Source organism: Jatrophihabitans sp. (assembly GCF_035474675.1).
Lineage (GTDB): Bacteria > Actinomycetota > Actinomycetes > Mycobacteriales > Jatrophihabitantaceae > Jatrophihabitans_A.
The window spans coordinates 13,007-28,523 of sequence record NZ_DATINC010000029.1 but is presented as its reverse complement, the minus strand read 5'-3'; the positions used below and the strand labels follow the sequence as shown (position 1 = coordinate 28,523).

10 protein-coding genes are annotated in these 15,517 nt (G+C 71.3%); 2 read left to right on the top strand and 8 right to left on the bottom strand.

All coding sequences use genetic code 11. The annotated features are described in order from the left end of the window. Window positions 1–4 precede the first annotated feature (4 nt). Together VLJ82_RS02775 and VLJ82_RS02770 are read right to left on the bottom strand one after the other, a co-directional pair. Window positions 5–3,634, bottom strand: coding sequence for an amino acid adenylation domain-containing protein (locus tag VLJ82_RS02775; protein ID WP_408661793.1), 3,630 nt, complete (start codon window positions 3,632–3,634; stop codon window positions 5–7). Then, complete coding sequence (locus VLJ82_RS02770; RefSeq protein WP_408661792.1) at window positions 3,600–4,856, bottom strand: MFS transporter; 1,257 nt, start codon at window positions 4,854–4,856, stop codon at window positions 3,600–3,602. The genes VLJ82_RS02775 and VLJ82_RS02770 overlap by 35 nt, the downstream gene beginning before the upstream one ends. A 223-nt stretch (window positions 4,857–5,079) precedes the next feature. On the opposite strand from VLJ82_RS02770, the gene VLJ82_RS02765 reads away from it, so the two are divergent. Next, the gene (locus VLJ82_RS02765) at window positions 5,080–5,496 is read left to right on the top strand and encodes a VOC family protein (RefSeq protein WP_408661791.1); all 417 of its coding nucleotides are present in this window, start codon (window positions 5,080–5,082) and stop codon (window positions 5,494–5,496) included. Between the two features lie 7 nt (window positions 5,497–5,503). Here VLJ82_RS02765 and VLJ82_RS02760 read toward each other — a convergent pair whose 3' ends face one another. From VLJ82_RS02760 to VLJ82_RS02745, 4 genes are all read right to left on the bottom strand, one after another. After that, a complete protein-coding gene (locus tag VLJ82_RS02760; RefSeq protein WP_408661790.1) occupies window positions 5,504–6,424 on the bottom strand; it encodes a glycosyltransferase in 921 nt (306 codons plus the stop codon). 173 nt (window positions 6,425–6,597) lie between these two features. Further along, window positions 6,598–7,542: an RNA polymerase sigma-70 factor gene (locus VLJ82_RS02755; protein WP_408661789.1), complete on the bottom strand. Its 945-nt coding sequence runs from the start codon at window positions 7,540–7,542 to the stop codon at window positions 6,598–6,600. Beyond that, a complete protein-coding gene (locus VLJ82_RS02750) occupies window positions 7,539–8,471 on the bottom strand; it encodes an NAD-dependent epimerase/dehydratase family protein (protein ID WP_408661788.1) in 933 nt (310 codons plus the stop codon). The genes VLJ82_RS02755 and VLJ82_RS02750 overlap by 4 nt, the downstream gene beginning before the upstream one ends. An 88-nt stretch (window positions 8,472–8,559) precedes the next feature. Then, on the bottom strand, window positions 8,560–12,333 hold the full coding sequence (locus VLJ82_RS02745) for a DUF4157 domain-containing protein (RefSeq protein WP_408661787.1): 3,774 nt from the start codon (window positions 12,331–12,333) through the stop codon (window positions 8,560–8,562). A gap of 359 nt (window positions 12,334–12,692) precedes the next feature. Between VLJ82_RS02745 and VLJ82_RS02740 the strand changes: the two genes are divergently transcribed. Next, complete coding sequence (locus VLJ82_RS02740; protein WP_408661786.1) at window positions 12,693–13,208, top strand: Calx-beta domain-containing protein; 516 nt, start codon at window positions 12,693–12,695, stop codon at window positions 13,206–13,208. Window positions 13,209–13,216: 8 nt separating this feature from the next. On the opposite strand, the gene VLJ82_RS02735 is transcribed toward VLJ82_RS02740, so the two are convergent. Further along, window positions 13,217–14,113, bottom strand: coding sequence for an SCO6745 family protein (locus tag VLJ82_RS02735; protein WP_408661785.1), 897 nt, complete (start codon window positions 14,111–14,113; stop codon window positions 13,217–13,219). After that, a complete protein-coding gene (locus tag VLJ82_RS02730; protein ID WP_408661784.1) occupies window positions 14,092–14,820 on the bottom strand; it encodes an alpha/beta fold hydrolase in 729 nt (242 codons plus the stop codon). The genes VLJ82_RS02735 and VLJ82_RS02730 overlap by 22 nt, the downstream gene beginning before the upstream one ends. Window positions 14,821–15,517 lie beyond the last annotated feature (697 nt).

Below are 15,517 nucleotides of genomic sequence, written 5' to 3'. Positions count from 1 at the left end.
GGGGTCAGAGGTCGAAGTCGAAGGCGGCGGCGGTGTTCGCCGGAGCGGTGAAGGCACCCACCGGGGTCGCCGGGTCGGCCAGCACGGTGTCGAGAATGTGCAGCAGATCGTCACGCCACTGCTCGATCTCGGTGCGGCGCAGCAGGGTGGCCGAGTAGTGCCAGGCCACCCGCAGGCTGTCGCCGGTCTGATAGATCTGCATGTTCAGGTCGAACGCGCTCTGGCCGGTGGGTTCCAGGGTCACGTCCACGCCGTGGCCGGCGAAGTCGAGGTGCAGGTAACGGCTGCTGTGCAACGCGATCAGCGCGTCGAACAGCGGGGCCCGGCGGTAGTCCCGCTGCGGCGCGGCCAGCGCGACCACGTCGGAGAACGGGACGTCGGAATGCGCGAAGGCCTGCTCGGCGGTGCCGGCGACCTGGCGCAGGTAGTCGGCGAAGCCGGCCTCGGGATCGGCCGCCAACCGCAGGCAGACGGTGTTGGCAAGCATGCCCACGGTGCGGTGCAGGCCCGGCGCGGTCCGTCCGGACACCGGGGTGCCCAGCAGCACATCGGCCGAGCCGGTGAGCCGGGCCAGCACGATGCCGTGCGCGGCGGCCAGCACCGCGAACAGCGGAACGTCCTGCCGGCGGGCCAGTTCGCGCAGCGCGCTGGTCCGGGCCCGGCCGAGGTCGAAGCCCAGCACGTCGCCGGCCAGCGGGCGCAGCGGCGGGCGCGGGGCCGACAGCGGCAGGTCGGCGCGCCGCGGCGGGACGGCGAACACCTGCTGCCAGTAGCCGCGCTGCTGCTCGCGCAGTGCCGCACCGGCGGGCCCGGCCAGCCAGCTCGCGTAGTCGCGGTACCGGACGCCCACCTCGGCAACCGGCCGGCCCGCGTAGAGCGCCGCCAGGTCGCTCAGCAGGATCTGCAGGGAGAACCCGTCCACGATCAGGTGGTGCAGTTCCAGGCGCAGCCGCAACCGGTCTGGCGACCGGCGCAGCTCGGCTCGCCAGAGCGGGGCGACCTCCAGCGCGAACGGCCGGACGCCGGGGCTGTCGGCCGGTTCGTCGATCACCGGCACCGGCAGGGCGATCTCCGGCTCGATCCGCTGGCGTACCTCACCGCCGTCGAGGACGAAGTGGCTGCGCAGGGCCTCGTGGTGCTCGGCGAGCCGGCGCAGCGCCCCGGCCAGCCGGGCCGGGTCGGTGCCGGCCGGCAGGTCCAGGCTGACCGGCACGTTGTAGTGCACCGCCGCCGGATCCTTGAGCTGTTCGAGGTAGAGCTGGCGCTGCTGCGGGGTGACCGGGTAGCTCTCGGCCGCGGCGGCCGCCGGGATCGCCGGTGCGGCTGCGGCGTCGCCGTGCCGGACCAGCTCGGCGAGCCGGGCCAGCGAGCCCGCGTGCAACACCCGGCTGACCGGCACCTGCCGGCCCAGCCGCTCGGCCAGGCCACCAGCCAGCAGGGTGGCGGTGAGCGAGTCCGAGCCGAGGTCGCGCAGGTCGTGCTGCATGCCGATGCCCACCATGGCAAGGGCATTCTCGGCCAGCTCCACCAGCACCCGCTCGAACTCGTCGCGCGGCGCGACGTAGTCGGTGCCGGTGACCAGCTGGGAGGCCTCCGGTTCGGGGAGCCGGCTGCGGTCGAGCTTGCCGCTGGCGTGCAGCGGCAGTTCCGGCAGCTCGATCAGGTAGGCCGGCACCGCGTGCGCCGGCAGCATCCGCTCCAGGTAGGCCCGCAGGCCGGTCACCGGGCGGCGCGGCACGTAGTAGCCGCACAGGTACTTGTCGGCGCCGCTGGGCCGGGGCCGGGCGGTGACCGCGGCCTCGGCGACGTCCGGATGGCCGAGCAGGACGTTCTCCACCTCGCCGAGCTCGATCCGGAAGCCGCGCACCTTCACCTGCTGGTCGCGGCGGCCGAGGAACTCGACGGTGCCGTCCGGGCCGAACCTGCCGAGGTCGCCGCTGCGGTACATCCGCCCGCCGGTGAACGGGTCCGCAACGAACTTCTCCGGGGTCAGCTCCGGGCGGTCCAGGTAGCCCGCGGCCACCCCGTCGCCGCCGAAGCACAGCTCCCCCGGCACGCCGACCGGGCACAGGTTGCCGTCCGGGTCGAGCACGTAGGCCGTGGAGTTCGCGATCGGCCGGCCGATCGGGATGCCGGCCCGCTCGTCGAAGCCGGCGCGCTCGATCCGGTGGGTGAGGGAGTAGGTGCCGTTCTCGGTGGGCCCGTAGGCGTTGATCAAGATCAGGTCCGGACAGGCTGCCAGCACTTTCGCGACGTGCGGCGGCGACAGCACGTCCCCACCGGTGTACAGCTCGCGCAGCGGGGCGAAGGCAGCCGGGTCCTGCTCGACGATCTGGTTGAACAGCGGCGCGGTCAGCCACAGGGTGCTGATCTGCTCGGCGGCCAGCTCCGCCCGCAGTGCCCGGGCGCTGAACAGGACGTCATTGCCGACCAGGTGCAGGCTGCCGCCGTTGAGCAGGGTGGCCCACAGCTCGAAGGTGCTGGCGTCGAAGGAGATCGAGCCGGTCAGCAGGATCCGGGTGTGCGGCCCGAGGTCGGAGTACTCGACGCCGCGTACCAGCCGGACGATGTTGCGGTGGGTGACCCGCACGCCCTTGGGACGCCCGGTGGTGCCGGAGGTGTAGCACAGGAAGGCCACCGCCCGGTCGGTGGGAAGGTCGGGCGCGACCGGCTCGGGCTCGACCGGTCCGGCAGCCCGGGCAGCCGTGGCCGGGTCCAGCACCGTGCCGTCGAAGGCGGCGTCGAGGGCCGAGTCGGTGACCAGCACCCGGGCCCGGGAGTCGGCGAGCAGGAACTCCACCCGGCCCTGCGGGTAGTCCGGGTCGATCGGCAGGTAGGCGGCGCCGGTCTTGAGGATGGCCAGCACGCCGGCCACCAGGTCCGGCGTGCGACCGGTGCGCAATGCCACCAGATCGCCCGGCCGGACGCCGGCCGCCCGCAGCGCGCCGGCCAACCGGTCGGCCCGCTCGTCGAGCTGGGCGTAGCTCAGCCGCTGGTCACACCAGCTGACGGCGAGCGCGTCCGGTGCCCGGCGGACCTGCTCTTCGAACAGCCGGTGCACCGGCACGTCGGCCGGGTACGGGCGGCGAGTGTCGTTGAACCGGTCGAGAATCAGCGCTCGTTCCGGCTGGTCGGCCAGCTGCACGGTGCGGACCGGCTGGTGCAGCTGGGCCAGCGCCCGGCGCAGCTGCTCGGCCAGCCGGGCGGCGGTGGCCGAGGCGAACAGCCCGGTCCGGTAGCCGATCCGCAGCTCGGTGCCGGCGTGCAGCACCAGGTCGGCATCGGCGGCCTGGTCCGGCGCCCGGTCGGTGAACCGGACCGGGGTGTGCCGGACCGGGCCGTACCCGGCGGTGTCCGGCAGCCGGTGCCCGGGCGCGTCCGGGTCGACGGTCAGAGACAGCGCGCCGGCCCGGCCGGCCAGCTCCGCGTCGAGCAGCAGCTCGGTCTGGCCGGTGTACTTGTAGAGCAGCACGGCGAACGCCGCGAGCACCGCGTCCGGGCCGTGGCCGTCGGCGGGTGCCGAGAGCCAGGCGAGGCCGGACGAGCCGGCCGCGGTCCGGGGACGGTCGGCGACCAGCTCGACCGGTTCAGGACTCGACTCAGGATTCGACAGCGGCCGGCTGGCGGTCGACAAGGGCGTTCACCCCCAGCCGGAACGGAACGTTGCGGAAGATCAGGACGGTCAGGAAACCGGGTGAGGCAGCCAGGATCGTCATCACGACGACCAGCCCGGTGTAGTGGCTGCCGCTGAGCAGGATGCCGCCGAGCGCCGCCCCGACCGGCAGCGAGCCGGCCATCGTGGTGCGCATCAGGGTCATCGCCCGGCCGCGCATCTCCGCCGGCGTCCGGGTCATCCGCACCACCCCGCCCAGCACCGTCATCGGGGCGGACAGCACGCCGATGAGGATCAGGGCGAGCGAGATCACCGCCAGGTTGCGCGGGCCCAGCAGCAGGAAGAGGCCGCCGGTGACGATCTGCAGCTGGCCGATCCGCAGCATCTGCTTCTCCGAGGTCTTGAGGGCACCCGAGACCAGCGAGCCGACCAGTTCAGCGGCGGCGAAGAGGGCGAGCAGCAGGCCGAGGACGCCGGGGCTGTTGGAGAACTCGAACTTCGCCAACCAGGGCAGCACCACCAGCAGCGCGCCGGCGGCCATGTTGAACAACGCGAACGACAGCGTCAGCAGCAGCAGGAACTTGTCGTGGACGATCATGTCGAACACCGGGGTCCAGCCCGACACCCGCTTGGCGGCGCCGTCCTCGACCGGGGCCGGGCGGTCCAGCGGTGCCGAGATCCGGCTGATCAGGAACGCGAACAGCAGGTAGCTGGCGGCGTCGAGCAGCAGCACGTTGGACGAGCCGATCAGCGTGATCAGCAGCGCCCCGATCGCCGGGCCGGCGACGTTGGCGGCTCCCATCGCGGTGGATTCCAGGCCCATCGCGGCCTGCAGCTCGCTCTCGGGCACCAGTTCCGGGATCACCGCCGGGGTGCCGGCCAGCGGAATGATCTTGAGCAGCCCATAGATCAGGGCCACCGTGTAGAGCTGCCACATCGCCAGCCAGCCGAGCGCGTGCGCCAGCGGGATCATCGCCACCACCGCGGCCCGGAACACCGAGTCGTAGATGAACAGCTTGCGCCGGGAGAACCGGTCCAGCAGCGGGCCGATCACCGCGCCGCCGACGATCACCGGCAGGGTGAGGCAGACCCCGAGCACCCCGAGGCCGCCGGCGCCGGCCCGGTCCACGGTGATCCAGGCCAGCGCGGTGTAGGTGGCCCCGTCGCCGAGCAGGTTGATCGTCAACGCCGTCCACAGCAACCGGTAGTCCGTGATCCGCAGGACAGCTACGTACGCCTTCACAAAGAACCCTTTCGAAAGGTCGACGACTGGAACGCGCCTGCTGGCGCACCCGGTAGACACCGAGCGCGCATACGATGACATCTTTTCTTCCGGCGAGCACCTGTACTCCGGAGGTTGGATTCCGGCCTTTGATACCTGCGGTCATCGGGCTGGTAGCGCTGTGCAAACCGGTGCTCGGCACCCGCCGGCGGCAGGAGAACCTTCGGTGTGCGATGGTCGTGCCATGACGAGCACGGAGCAGCCCGCCGCGGACCCGGAGCCGGTGGGCCGGCTGGCCTCGGTCTCCCTGGACACCACCGACCCGGAAGCCCTGGCCGACTTCTACGCCCGGCTGCTGGGCATGCGGCGGATCTACCAGCGCCCGGACGGCAGCGTCATCGCCCTGTCCGACGGTCGCATCGCGCTGACCGCGATGTACGCGGCCGACCACGTCCGGCCGACCTGGCCGGAGCCGGGCCAGCAGCAGCAACTGCACCTGGACATCGCCGTGACCGATCTGCCCGCGGCGGTCGCCACCGCGGTGCGGCTGGGTGCCGTCGAGGCGGCACATCAACCGGGGCCCGAGGTGTGGCGGGTGCTGCTGGATCCGGCCGGGCATCCGTTCTGCCTGACCACGGCGGGCAACAAGGTGCAGCTGTAGTACCCGGTTAGCCGGCTGCCGACCGCTGGCGCAGGTACTCCCGGCAGTCGGGCAGCCCGCGGGCCGTGATCAGGCCGTTGATGTTGTAGCAGTGCAGGGCGCCGCCGAAGGACTTCAGCAGCCGGCCGACCGGGGTGTCGTACTTCTGCGCCATGTACCGGTAGTTGGCGCGGGCCTGGTGGTTGAGGTCGCCGGGGTTCTTGGGGTGCGGGTAGTGCACGGAACTCGCCGCCCGGTTGAGCACGAACCGGGCGCCGTCCAGGAACAGCCGGTACCCCAGGTCGATGTCCTCGCCACCCCAGCTGCGGAACTGCTCGTCGAACCCGCCGACCGCGCGCAACCGGGCGGTGGGGGCGGAGACGTTGCAGGTCCAGTAGAACACCCAGGGCGCGGGCAGCCGGTCGAAGTCGTTGTCGGGGTTGGCGTAGAACGGCTCCCGGGTGTCGGTCCACCGCCCGCTCCGGGAGATCCGCTCGATGCCGGCGTCCAGGTCGCCGGCATCCAGGATGCCGGTCAGCTCCTCGACCTCGGTGGGGGCGCAGTCGAAACCGAAGACGTAGCCGCACACCGCGACCGGGCCACCGGCCTCCTGGTGGCTGCGCAGGTGGGCGGCCAGGCACCCGGAGTGCAGCAGCACGCCGGTGTCCACCATCACGCACACCGCGCCGGCGGCGTGCGCGATGCCGACGTTGCGGGCCTGCGCCACCCGCCAGCCCTCGTCCGGCTGGAAGAAGTACTTCAGGTCCAGCCGGTCGGTATAGCTACGGGCCAGCTCGGCGGTGTCGTCGCCGGAACCGTCGTCGACCACCAGCACCTCGAAGTCCGCGTGCGGCAGGGTCTGGGCCACCAGCGAGTCCAGGGTGCGCCGCAGCAGCCCGGCCCGGTTGTAGGTCGGGATGATCACGCTGCACCTCGAGACAGTGGCCACCGACAAACTCCTGCGTCGCTCGGGGGGTCAAGCCCGGCAGATCCGGGGCACGTTCCGGGGCGAGTATGTCTGCAGCGGCGGCCCGCGGACAAGGGGGTGACCGGCTGCCGCGAGAGCGCTCCCAGCTGCGCTGGGCCGAGCCCTTCCCGAGCCCTTCCCGAGCTTCCCCGGACTCAGTCGCCGGACCGGCGGGCCTGGGTCGCCTCGCGCAGCACCGCCCAGGCGTCGGCCACCGGGCCGACGTGGGCGAGCTTGTCGGGGTTGAGCACCGTGCGGATGGCCTGGATGCGCCCGTCGGAGATGTCCAGCGCCCAGGTGTTGAGCACCTTGCCGTCCCGGTCGCGGAAGACCGCGCCCGGCTGGCCGTTCACCTGCTGCGGCTGCCAGCTCACCTCGATCCGGACCATCGGGGGCAGCATCGAGGTGAGCACCCGGGCCACGTTCTCGGCGCCGGAGATGCCCCGGGCCCACTGCGGCGCCTTGCCGCCGCCGTCGCCCACCATCTCGACGTCGGCGGCGAGCAGGTCCCGCAGGTTGTCGACATCGCCCTCCCGCAGGGCTTCGAAGAAGCGAGCGGCCAGCCGGTCGCGTTCCCGCCGGTCGGCTTCGAACCGCGGGCGCCCGGCGTCCATGTGCCTGCGGGCCCGCGCCGCGAGCTGCCGGCAGGCCGCCTCGGAACGTCCCACGGCGGTGGCGACCTCGCCGAAGCCGAACCCGAACACCTCGCGCAGCACGAAGACCGCCCGTTCCAGCGGACTGAGCCGTTCGAGCAGCAGCAGTGCGGCCATCGAGACCGAGTCGGCCAGTTCCGCCGAGCGCTCCGGGTCCTGGTAGGGGTCGGTGAGCAGCGGCTCGGGAAACCACGGCCCGACGTACTGCTCGCGCCGCACCCGCGCCGAGCGCAGCACGTCGATGGAGATCCGGGTGACCACGGCGGACAGGAACGCCTTTACCGACGTGGGCTGGGTCTCGGTGGCCTGGTAGCGCAGCCAGGTCTCGGACACCGCGTCCTCGGCCTCGCTGACGCTGCCCAGGATCCGGTAGGCGATCGAGAACAGCAGTGGGCGCAGTTCTTCGAACTCCTCGGCCTTGGTCTGCTCGCCTTCTGGGCCGGTCACGTCAACGCTTCCTTAAAGCCCTGCCGCCAGGAGGGGTAGCGCGGCTGCCAGCCGAGCTGCCACTTGGCCTTGGCGTTGGAGAAGCCACGACCCTCGGTCATCATGATCACCGCGACCTCGCCGGCGAGCAGCCGGGCCAGCCAGACCGGGACCCGCCTCGGTGGCTTGCCGCCCGCGCAGGCTGCCAGGTAGGGCAGCCACTCGCTGGCCGGGGCGGGTTCGTCGTCGACGACGTTGAACACCCCGGTCGCTCGCTGCTCCACAGCCAGCACGGTAGCGCTCGTCGCGTCGTCGAGATGCAGCCAGGAGGTGTGGCCGGTGCCGGCTCCGACCAGCGGGAACTGCCGCTTGCGGATCATCTCGATCTGGTCGTCGGTGGCGCCCGGGCCGTACAGCCCGCCGTAGCGCAGCACCGCGCCGCCGGCCTTGCCGACCGCCTCCTCGAGGTAGCCGATAGCGGCGGAGACCGGGTGCGCGGCGGTCCCCTCGTGCAGGTCCAGAGGATCGTCCTCGGTCTTGACCCAGCCGCCCTCGCGGATGCCGTTCCAGCTGGCGTAGCTCTGCGCGACGACGTGCCGGACCCCGGCCGCCTCCGCGGCGGCCAGCAGGTGGTCGGTGCCCTCGGTACGCAGCCGGATGGTGGGGGCGAACCACCGGTCCAGGTGCTTGAAGTTCGGCTTGCCGGCGTGTGCCGGGGAGATCGCCGTCATCTGGTGCACGATCACGTCCGGATGTGCTTTGGCCACCGCTTCGCCCACCTCGACGGCGTTCAGGCCGTCCATTACGACGGCCTCGGCGCCCAGTCCGGTCAGCTGGTCCAGCTTGGCCGGGCTGGTCGTGGTCGCGGTCACCTGGTGGCCGCGTGCCACCAGCTGAGGCACCAACCACCGGCCGAGCACTCCCGTTCCGCCTGCCACGAATATCCGCACAACCACTCACCTTCTCGTCTCCAGGATGTGACTCTCACCCTCTGAGACGAGACAGCGCGGCCGGCTGTGACATGGCCGGAAGGCGACCTCAGCCGGTGCGGATCAACGCCACGTAGTGATTGCCGCCGGTGTGCAGCAGCGCGTAGTTCTCGCTGATCGCGCCCACCGTGCCGTAGTTCAGCTGAGCCTGCACGACCGGGGGCAGCACCGGCGCGACCGCCACCGGCTTCGGCTTGGCGGGCGCCGGTGATCGCTTCGACAGGCCCAGTTTCTCCCTCTGCCGCTCCTCCTTCCTGATCTCGGCGCGCTTCTGCTTCTCGGCCTCCTTGGCCGCCAGCTCCTTCTCGGCCTCCTGCCGCCGCTTGCGCCCGCGCACCACCGCGGCGGTGTACTGCAGCCGCCGGTTGCGGATCAGCTGCCGCATCGCCGGCCCGAGGCCCAGGGTGCCCCGGCCGTCCACCTCGCTGAGCACCACGTCGCGGACCGCTTGGTCCAGGGCATCTTCGGCCATGCCGACCGAGACGATCCCGCGGATCCGGCTGACCTCGCCCCCGGCCACCGCCCGGCCCGCGGCCGGGCCCAGCCGGGCCGGGATCTCCGCGCGTGGCACCCGGTGGTCGCGCTCGAGGGCCATGGCCGCGCGGATGTCGGACGAGGCGTGCAGCAGGCAGTCGCCGCCGGCGATGTTCTCCACCCGGGTGAACCCGCCCGGGGCCCGGTCCCGGTAGACGTTCACCCGGATCCCGAAGGCATCCGCGACCTGGTTGCCCTCGGCCTCGGCCAGGTAGGTGCCCGGCCGGGCGACATCGGCCCGGTAGGCGTCGCGGAACTGCGGCAGCCGCTCGTCGAGCAGGTTGCCCTGGGCGTCCAGCCAGTCCCCCTCGGCCGGCTCCTCGTCCTGGCGGGCAGGCAGCGATGCCCCCAGCCCGCCGAGCAGGCTGCCGGTGAACTCGAAATCGCCGTCGAAGAGGAACGACGAGGACAGGCCGAACAGCGAGGGCGCCCACGGCGAGTCAGAGTCCGGCGCCGGCTCGGCCTCCTGCTTGGACTTCTTCTCCGGGCGTTTCTTGGCCTTCTTGGCCTTCGGGTCCTTGTCCTTGTCAGTCTCCTTGACCACCTTGGCGACGGCGGCCTTCATCGAGGACGGCAATCCGGCGGCGTCGAGGGCGCCGGGGTAGCTCGCTTCGATGGTGGTCAGGTGCTGCTCGACCAGCCGGTTCAGCGGGTTCTCGTCCTGGTCGACCACGAGCTCGGCGAACCGGTCGTCCTCGGACTCCAGCTCGGCACCGAGACCGCCGACATCGAGCAGGCCGACGATCGCCTCCAGCACCTGCGCCTTGGAGTAGGCGACGGACTTGCCCTTGTACTGCTGCAGGCCGAGATGTTCCAGCAGCACCCGCCGGTACTTGCCCTCGCTCTTGCCACCTACGTCGGCCGCCGCCAGCGCGGCGCCGGGGATGAGGTTGACCGCCTCCAGGTGGCTGATGATCGCGTTCTGCAGTTGCAGCAGGTGATTCTCGCCGCTGGAGCCATCCGCGCCCATCGGCAGCTCGCTGCCCTTCGGGAAGGCGAAGGCTGGAGTGAGCTGCTCGGCCATCTCCTCCCGCTCGGTTTCCAGCTTCTCCACCGCGGCCAGCGCCTCGTCGACCGACGAGCCCACGATGAGCTGGCGGACCCGGTCAACGTGCACCGTCCACGCGGTGGTGTGCGCGCCCATCGTGCTGCCCGCGAACGGGGACGGCGGGCGGCCGGCCGAGCGCACCGCGGTGACGGTGCCGGCATCGTCGACGATCACCTGGATGGCCAGCGCACCCTGGCTCTCGGCCTCCTCCTCCAGCTCCTCGGCGTCGAGTTTCGGCTCCGGCGCCTCCAGCGCCTTCATCTGCTCCTGGACGTGCCGTTCGTGCGCCAGCGACTTGGCCCGTTCGATCTCGGCGGAGGGGCTGTACTTGACGACGCTGGATGAGCGGGCCCGGCCGGACCGGCGTTGGCCCTCGGGGACCTTCAGCTTCCGGCGCTTGGAGACGTCGTCCACGGCCGGGGTCAACGGCCGGCCGAGCACCGCCTCGATGGCGTTCACCTGTGCCCGCAGGGTGTCCTCGTCGGCTTCGAGTTTGGCCAGCTGCGCCAAGGCACTCTTGGTCGTCTTGCCGCTGTCGAGCTCTGATCGCTTGCGCTTCTGTGCAGAAGGGTCGCCCAAGGAGACCGGCCTGGACGAGGAGATCTCGGCCTGCAGGCTGGCCAGGTTCTTGAGCAGGATGGGCAATTCCTCGTTCAGGCATTCCACCGCCCGGGGCAGCACCACCCGGTGCAGCAGCTCGGGAAGCACCAGCGGGATGGCCAGGTCGTCCCGGGCCCGGGCCGCTGCCCGCGGGTCGCTGGGCGGCAGTAGCACGATCTCCGGCGCCAGGAAGCCGCGCTGCTCGGCCAGTGCGGCCAGCGCACCGGGAAACGCGGTCTGCAGGCTGCGCAGGTGCTGCTCGACGTACAGGGCGGCACGCTTGGTGGCATCGGCCGACACCGGCAGGCCCGGGGCCAGCGCGGCCAGCTTCGCCGGATCGGTCTCGGCACAGGCCAGCGCCACCGCCCGGACGTCGAGCAGGCCGACGATCTCGGCGGCCAGCTGGTCCGGATGCTGCGGGATGCCGGATGCCTGGCCGCGCAGGGCCGCGCAATCCTCGCCCTTGCCCTTGCCGGAGGTGGCCTTCGACACCGACCCGGTGTTGATGGTGCTCAGCGGGATCAGCTCGCGCAGCTCCAGGTAGGCGGCCACGTATTCCTGGATGGCGGCGGCCACGTCCAGGCCCTTGGACGGGACGTTCAGCCGGCCCTGGATCTCGACCAGCCGCTCGTGCGCCTCGCGCAGCATTCGGACGTGCCGCGCCGGCAGGTCGGCCAGCAGGGTTGAACCTGGAGTGAAGTTCAGCCCGTTCACCAGCTCCTGCATCCGGGCCACCGCCTGGTTCAGCGGGCAACCGATCAGGGCCAGCTGGACCGCGTTGACGTGCACGGTGAAGGCGGTCGAGTGGTCGCCCATCGAGTCGCTGAAGGTCGGTGGCGGACGGCCGACGATGGAGACCGCGGTGATGCGGGCTACGTCGTCGGACTCGTCGATCCCCTTGTCCATGTGCAGCTGGGCCACCACCGCGCGCCGGACCGGACCGGTGGCCTCCGGCGAGACTGCGTGCGCCAGTTCGTGGGCCAACAGGTGCTGGCCGGACTCGGTGCCGACGTCCGGCAGGCCGTCGCGGAAGAAGATGTCCCGGCCCGTGGTGAACGCCACCGCGCCCACCTGGTGGTTGAGTGCGGTGGCCTGGGGGCCGACGTGCAGCCGGACGGCGCTCAGATCCGCACCGATGGCCGGCTCGAACGCTGCCCGGGTGTCGGGAGGCAACGGCGCGCCGCCGGTGCGGGCCTGGGCCAGCTGGGAGGCGGTGTCGGTGGACACCGGGCCGCCGTCCCGGCCGATGGGCAGGTGGCCGGTGCTGCCTCGATCGGCTTGTCGGCGCAGGGCATTCAGCGATGCCGCGACTCGGACGACGGGGTCGGCATGGGCGGTGGGATCGGCTGGGTCGGTATCCGGCTCGGGCGTGGCGGTCGGCGCCGGGTCGGGCGTGGCGGTCGGCGCCGGGTCGCGCCGGCGGCGGAGCGCGGCCACCACCCGGCTGGCCACGGCATCGGCGTGCTGCTCCTGTTGGTCATCGGCCGAGCCGACCATGACCGGCGACAGCTGCATGGTCAGCCCCGCCACGGCCGGCGGCAGGGCCAGCTGTTGAGTTGCCGGCTCGTCGTGGTCGGCGGCCGGCTCGTCGCTGTCCACCCGAACCGACACGCCGCGCCGTACGGTCGCGGGACGGGTCATGCGTCAAAGGTTAACTGGCTGTGAGCTGGTCTGGCCGGATTTGCGCGTGCAGGTCTTAGTCGCTGAGGCAGCTCATCCCGCCGGCCAGGGTAGACACGGCCACTAGGCAGGAATCGGTACGGGTGGGATAGTTACGTCGCCATCCGGCCGGAGTCGGCGAATCCTATTCCATCGCTCCACCAGGAGTCCCAGATGAGAATGGCACGTCGCTGTATGTCCATCATCGCCGCGGCCGCACTGTGCGTGCTGTCGGCGCAGGCCGCCGAGGCGGCCCCCAGGGGCCACGGCACGACGGTCTCGGTGCTGGGTGCGACCAGCTACGAGTACGTCAAGTCCTGCTCGAACACCGCGCCGTACCCGTGCGGCACGTACGACAAGCAGCTCCAGTTCACCATCTCACCACCAACCAGGGCAGCGCCCCGATCACCGTCGGCTACCAGACGGTGGACGGCAGCGCGGTCGCGGGCAGTGACTACCAGGCCACCTCGGGCACCGTCACCATCCAGCACGACTTTCCGCAGGCCTACGTCCTGGTCACCGTCTTCAATGACGGGGTGAGCGAGCCGAGCGAAACCTTCCAGCTGAAGCTGACCAGTTCCAGCTCGCCGGCCGACATCAGCTCGGTCGGTACCGGCACCATCCTGGACGGCGGCCAGATACCTCTCGACTGCAACCTCGGCAAGAACGCACCGAACCAGGAGTCGATGACCTGCACGAACCGGCCGGCTGGGCAGACCTGGTACCTGGACGTCGAATGCCACTACCCGCTCGGCGACCCCGAGCTGGTCGGCAATCAGGTCACCGGCAACGGAACCTCCGCCGGCACCTGCAACTTCGGCAACACCACGAACAACGCGACCTTCCAGACGGTGTAGCCGGCTCCTCACTGCGTGGGCCGGGGCAGGCCGATCGGGTTGGGATAGGGAACGATTCCACTGGCGGCCTCGGCCAGCGGTGCCAGCAGCTGCGTCAGCCGGCCCTGCTCGGACGGGTCGAGCGCAGTCCAGGGCCGGGCGGCCAGCCGGTCAGTGCGGCTCTCCACAGCTTCGTGTGCGGCCTCTCCTGCGGCGGTAGGCCGGCCGTCCTCGGTCAGCCAGCCGCGTCGTGCCAGGGCTTGGGCGGCGGCGTCCCATTCGCTGTCGGTCCAGCCACGGTTGGGTTGCAGCTGGTCGCGGCCGCCGTACAGCGCGTCGCGCAGCACCAGCGCCTGGCAGCCGTCCAGCTCGGCGTCGACCAGCGCGGTGATGTGCCCGTCGCCCCGGTGCTCGCGCAGTACCGTGGCGGCCTGCCACAGCCGGGCGAGCGGATCGGTGGGCTGGGGCAGGGCGGCGTTGGCGGCGCCGAGCACCCGGCCGTCTGTCACCGCCGCCCCGGCCGGCGTCTCCAGTAGGCCGGCGGCTTGCGCCCACTGTTCCGGCTCGTCGGGCAGCACCGCGCGCAGCGCGGCCACCGCGCCGTCCAGGCGAGCGGCGAGGGCCTGTTCCGGCGACGCGCGTTGCCACACGTCGGGTATGGCGCGGGCCACCATGCCCGGGGCGAAGGAGAAGAACGCAGCGGTGACCGGTGCCGCCATCACCGCGCCGAGCGGAGCGGCCCGCCCGGCGAAGTAGCCGCGCCAGAAGCCGCGCAGTCCAGCGCTCTCGAAGGCGGCCCGGGCCTGGGTACTGAAATAGGTGACCGCGTGCAGTGGCTCGTACAGCTGCCACACGCGTCGGGCGAACTCGGTCGGCGTGGCCTCGGTCGCGCCTGGTTGGCCCGCTACGCCAGCAGTGTCAGGCATCGCTCAGGACTTTCCACGTGGGAGTTGTGGCCGAGGCCGGGCAAGGTCACCACTGGCACGCCCCACTGCCCTAGCTGTTCGTCACTGTTCATCGGGTCGTTCTCGCCGCGCACCAGCGTGACCGTTGCTGGAGAGCGGTTTATGAGGTCGGCCATGTCCGGCGCTCCGACCGCGAAGGCCCGCGGGTCCAGCGCGAGCCGCCACCGGCCGTCCTGCTGCACCAGCCCGGGGGTTATTGCCGGATCGTCGGTTTTTAGCAGACCGGTGAGCCCAGACACCCGCAGGTACCGGGCGGCTGCCTCGTCCCGCGAGTCGAACCAGGCCACCGGCCGCTCGGCCAGCGCCTGGGCCTTGGTGAGTTCCTCGTCGGTCCAGGCAACCTTGATCCCCAGCCCGACAACTTTGGCCACCGGCGCGCCGGCCGCAGCCAGCGCGAGGCCGACCACCCCGCCCAGGGAGTGCCCCAGCACGACGGTTCCGGGTTCCACCAAGGGGCGCAGTTGTGCGGCCAGGCCGTCGAAGGTGTATTCCAGCAGCGGTGCCGAGCCGCCGTGGCCGGGCAGGTCGGGCGCCATCCAGCGGCCCGGCCAACGCTCGGCCAGGAACGGTTGCCACCCAGCCCACACGTCACCGGTTGCGCCGAGCCCGTGCAGCAGAAGCAGCAACGGCTCGCCGTTCCCGCCGCTGAGCACCCGAAGATCGTCCATACCGGGATTCTGTCAGCCAGACCCCTCGCAGGCCTCAGCGCCTAGGCTCTGCCAATTGAATCTGATCGCGTAGCTCGTCGAGGTACTCGAGCAGCCAGTCTGTGCCGGTTCCGGCCTCGATTCGTTCGCGGAGCGCATCGAACTGCTCAGTACCGCGTAGCTGCTGACAGGTGTCACACGCCACCAGATAGGGCGGCCATGCCAGCTGCGCACGGGGGCTCAGTCGGCTTCATGTGGAGGATCCAGCGCCAGTCGGGTGAGGTGCAGATCGCGCAAGTGTGAATGTCGGTGGCGTCAAAGGGAGAAGGATCTATGTCGAGGACTTCGTAGCTGGCGCTGTAGGTAACCTCGTCGGGTGGTTCGACTGGCTCACCACACTCATTAAGGATTTGGATGCGCAAAGGCTCGGGGTGGTGGGGGTGCATGCTTCAGCTCCCTGTGCCTGAACCAGTTGACCGCATCAGCGCGCACCGCGTACTCGCCGCCGTCTTTCAGGACCGGGTTTCGAGTAAGCGTGTCATGGTGGTCCTGACAGGAGTCAGTTCAAACTCCCGGAAAGGCTTTCTGGTCTTGGCGTCCCGGACGCGGGGCGAGCGGCCGGTGGCCGCTGGGCGGTCGAAACGGCAGGTCCAGACCCGGCTCCCCAAGGCCGAAGTGACTCGCTTGATCGCGGCCTACCAGGCCGGTTTCAAGATCA

Excerpts from the sequence above, each read along its gene's own strand:
- VLJ82_RS02765 (WP_408661791.1), top strand. The coding sequence starts at position 5,080 with ATGACGAGCACGGAGCAGCCCGCCGCGGACCCGGAGCCGGTGGGCCGG.
- VLJ82_RS02745 (WP_408661787.1), bottom strand. The coding sequence starts at position 12,333 with ATGACCCGTCCCGCGACCGTACGGCGCGGCGTGTCGGTTCGGGTGGAC.
- VLJ82_RS02730 (WP_408661784.1), bottom strand. The coding sequence starts at position 14,820 with ATGGACGATCTTCGGGTGCTCAGCGGCGGGAACGGCGAGCCGTTGCTG.
- VLJ82_RS02735 (WP_408661785.1), bottom strand. The coding sequence starts at position 14,113 with ATGCCTGACACTGCTGGCGTAGCGGGCCAACCAGGCGCGACCGAGGCC.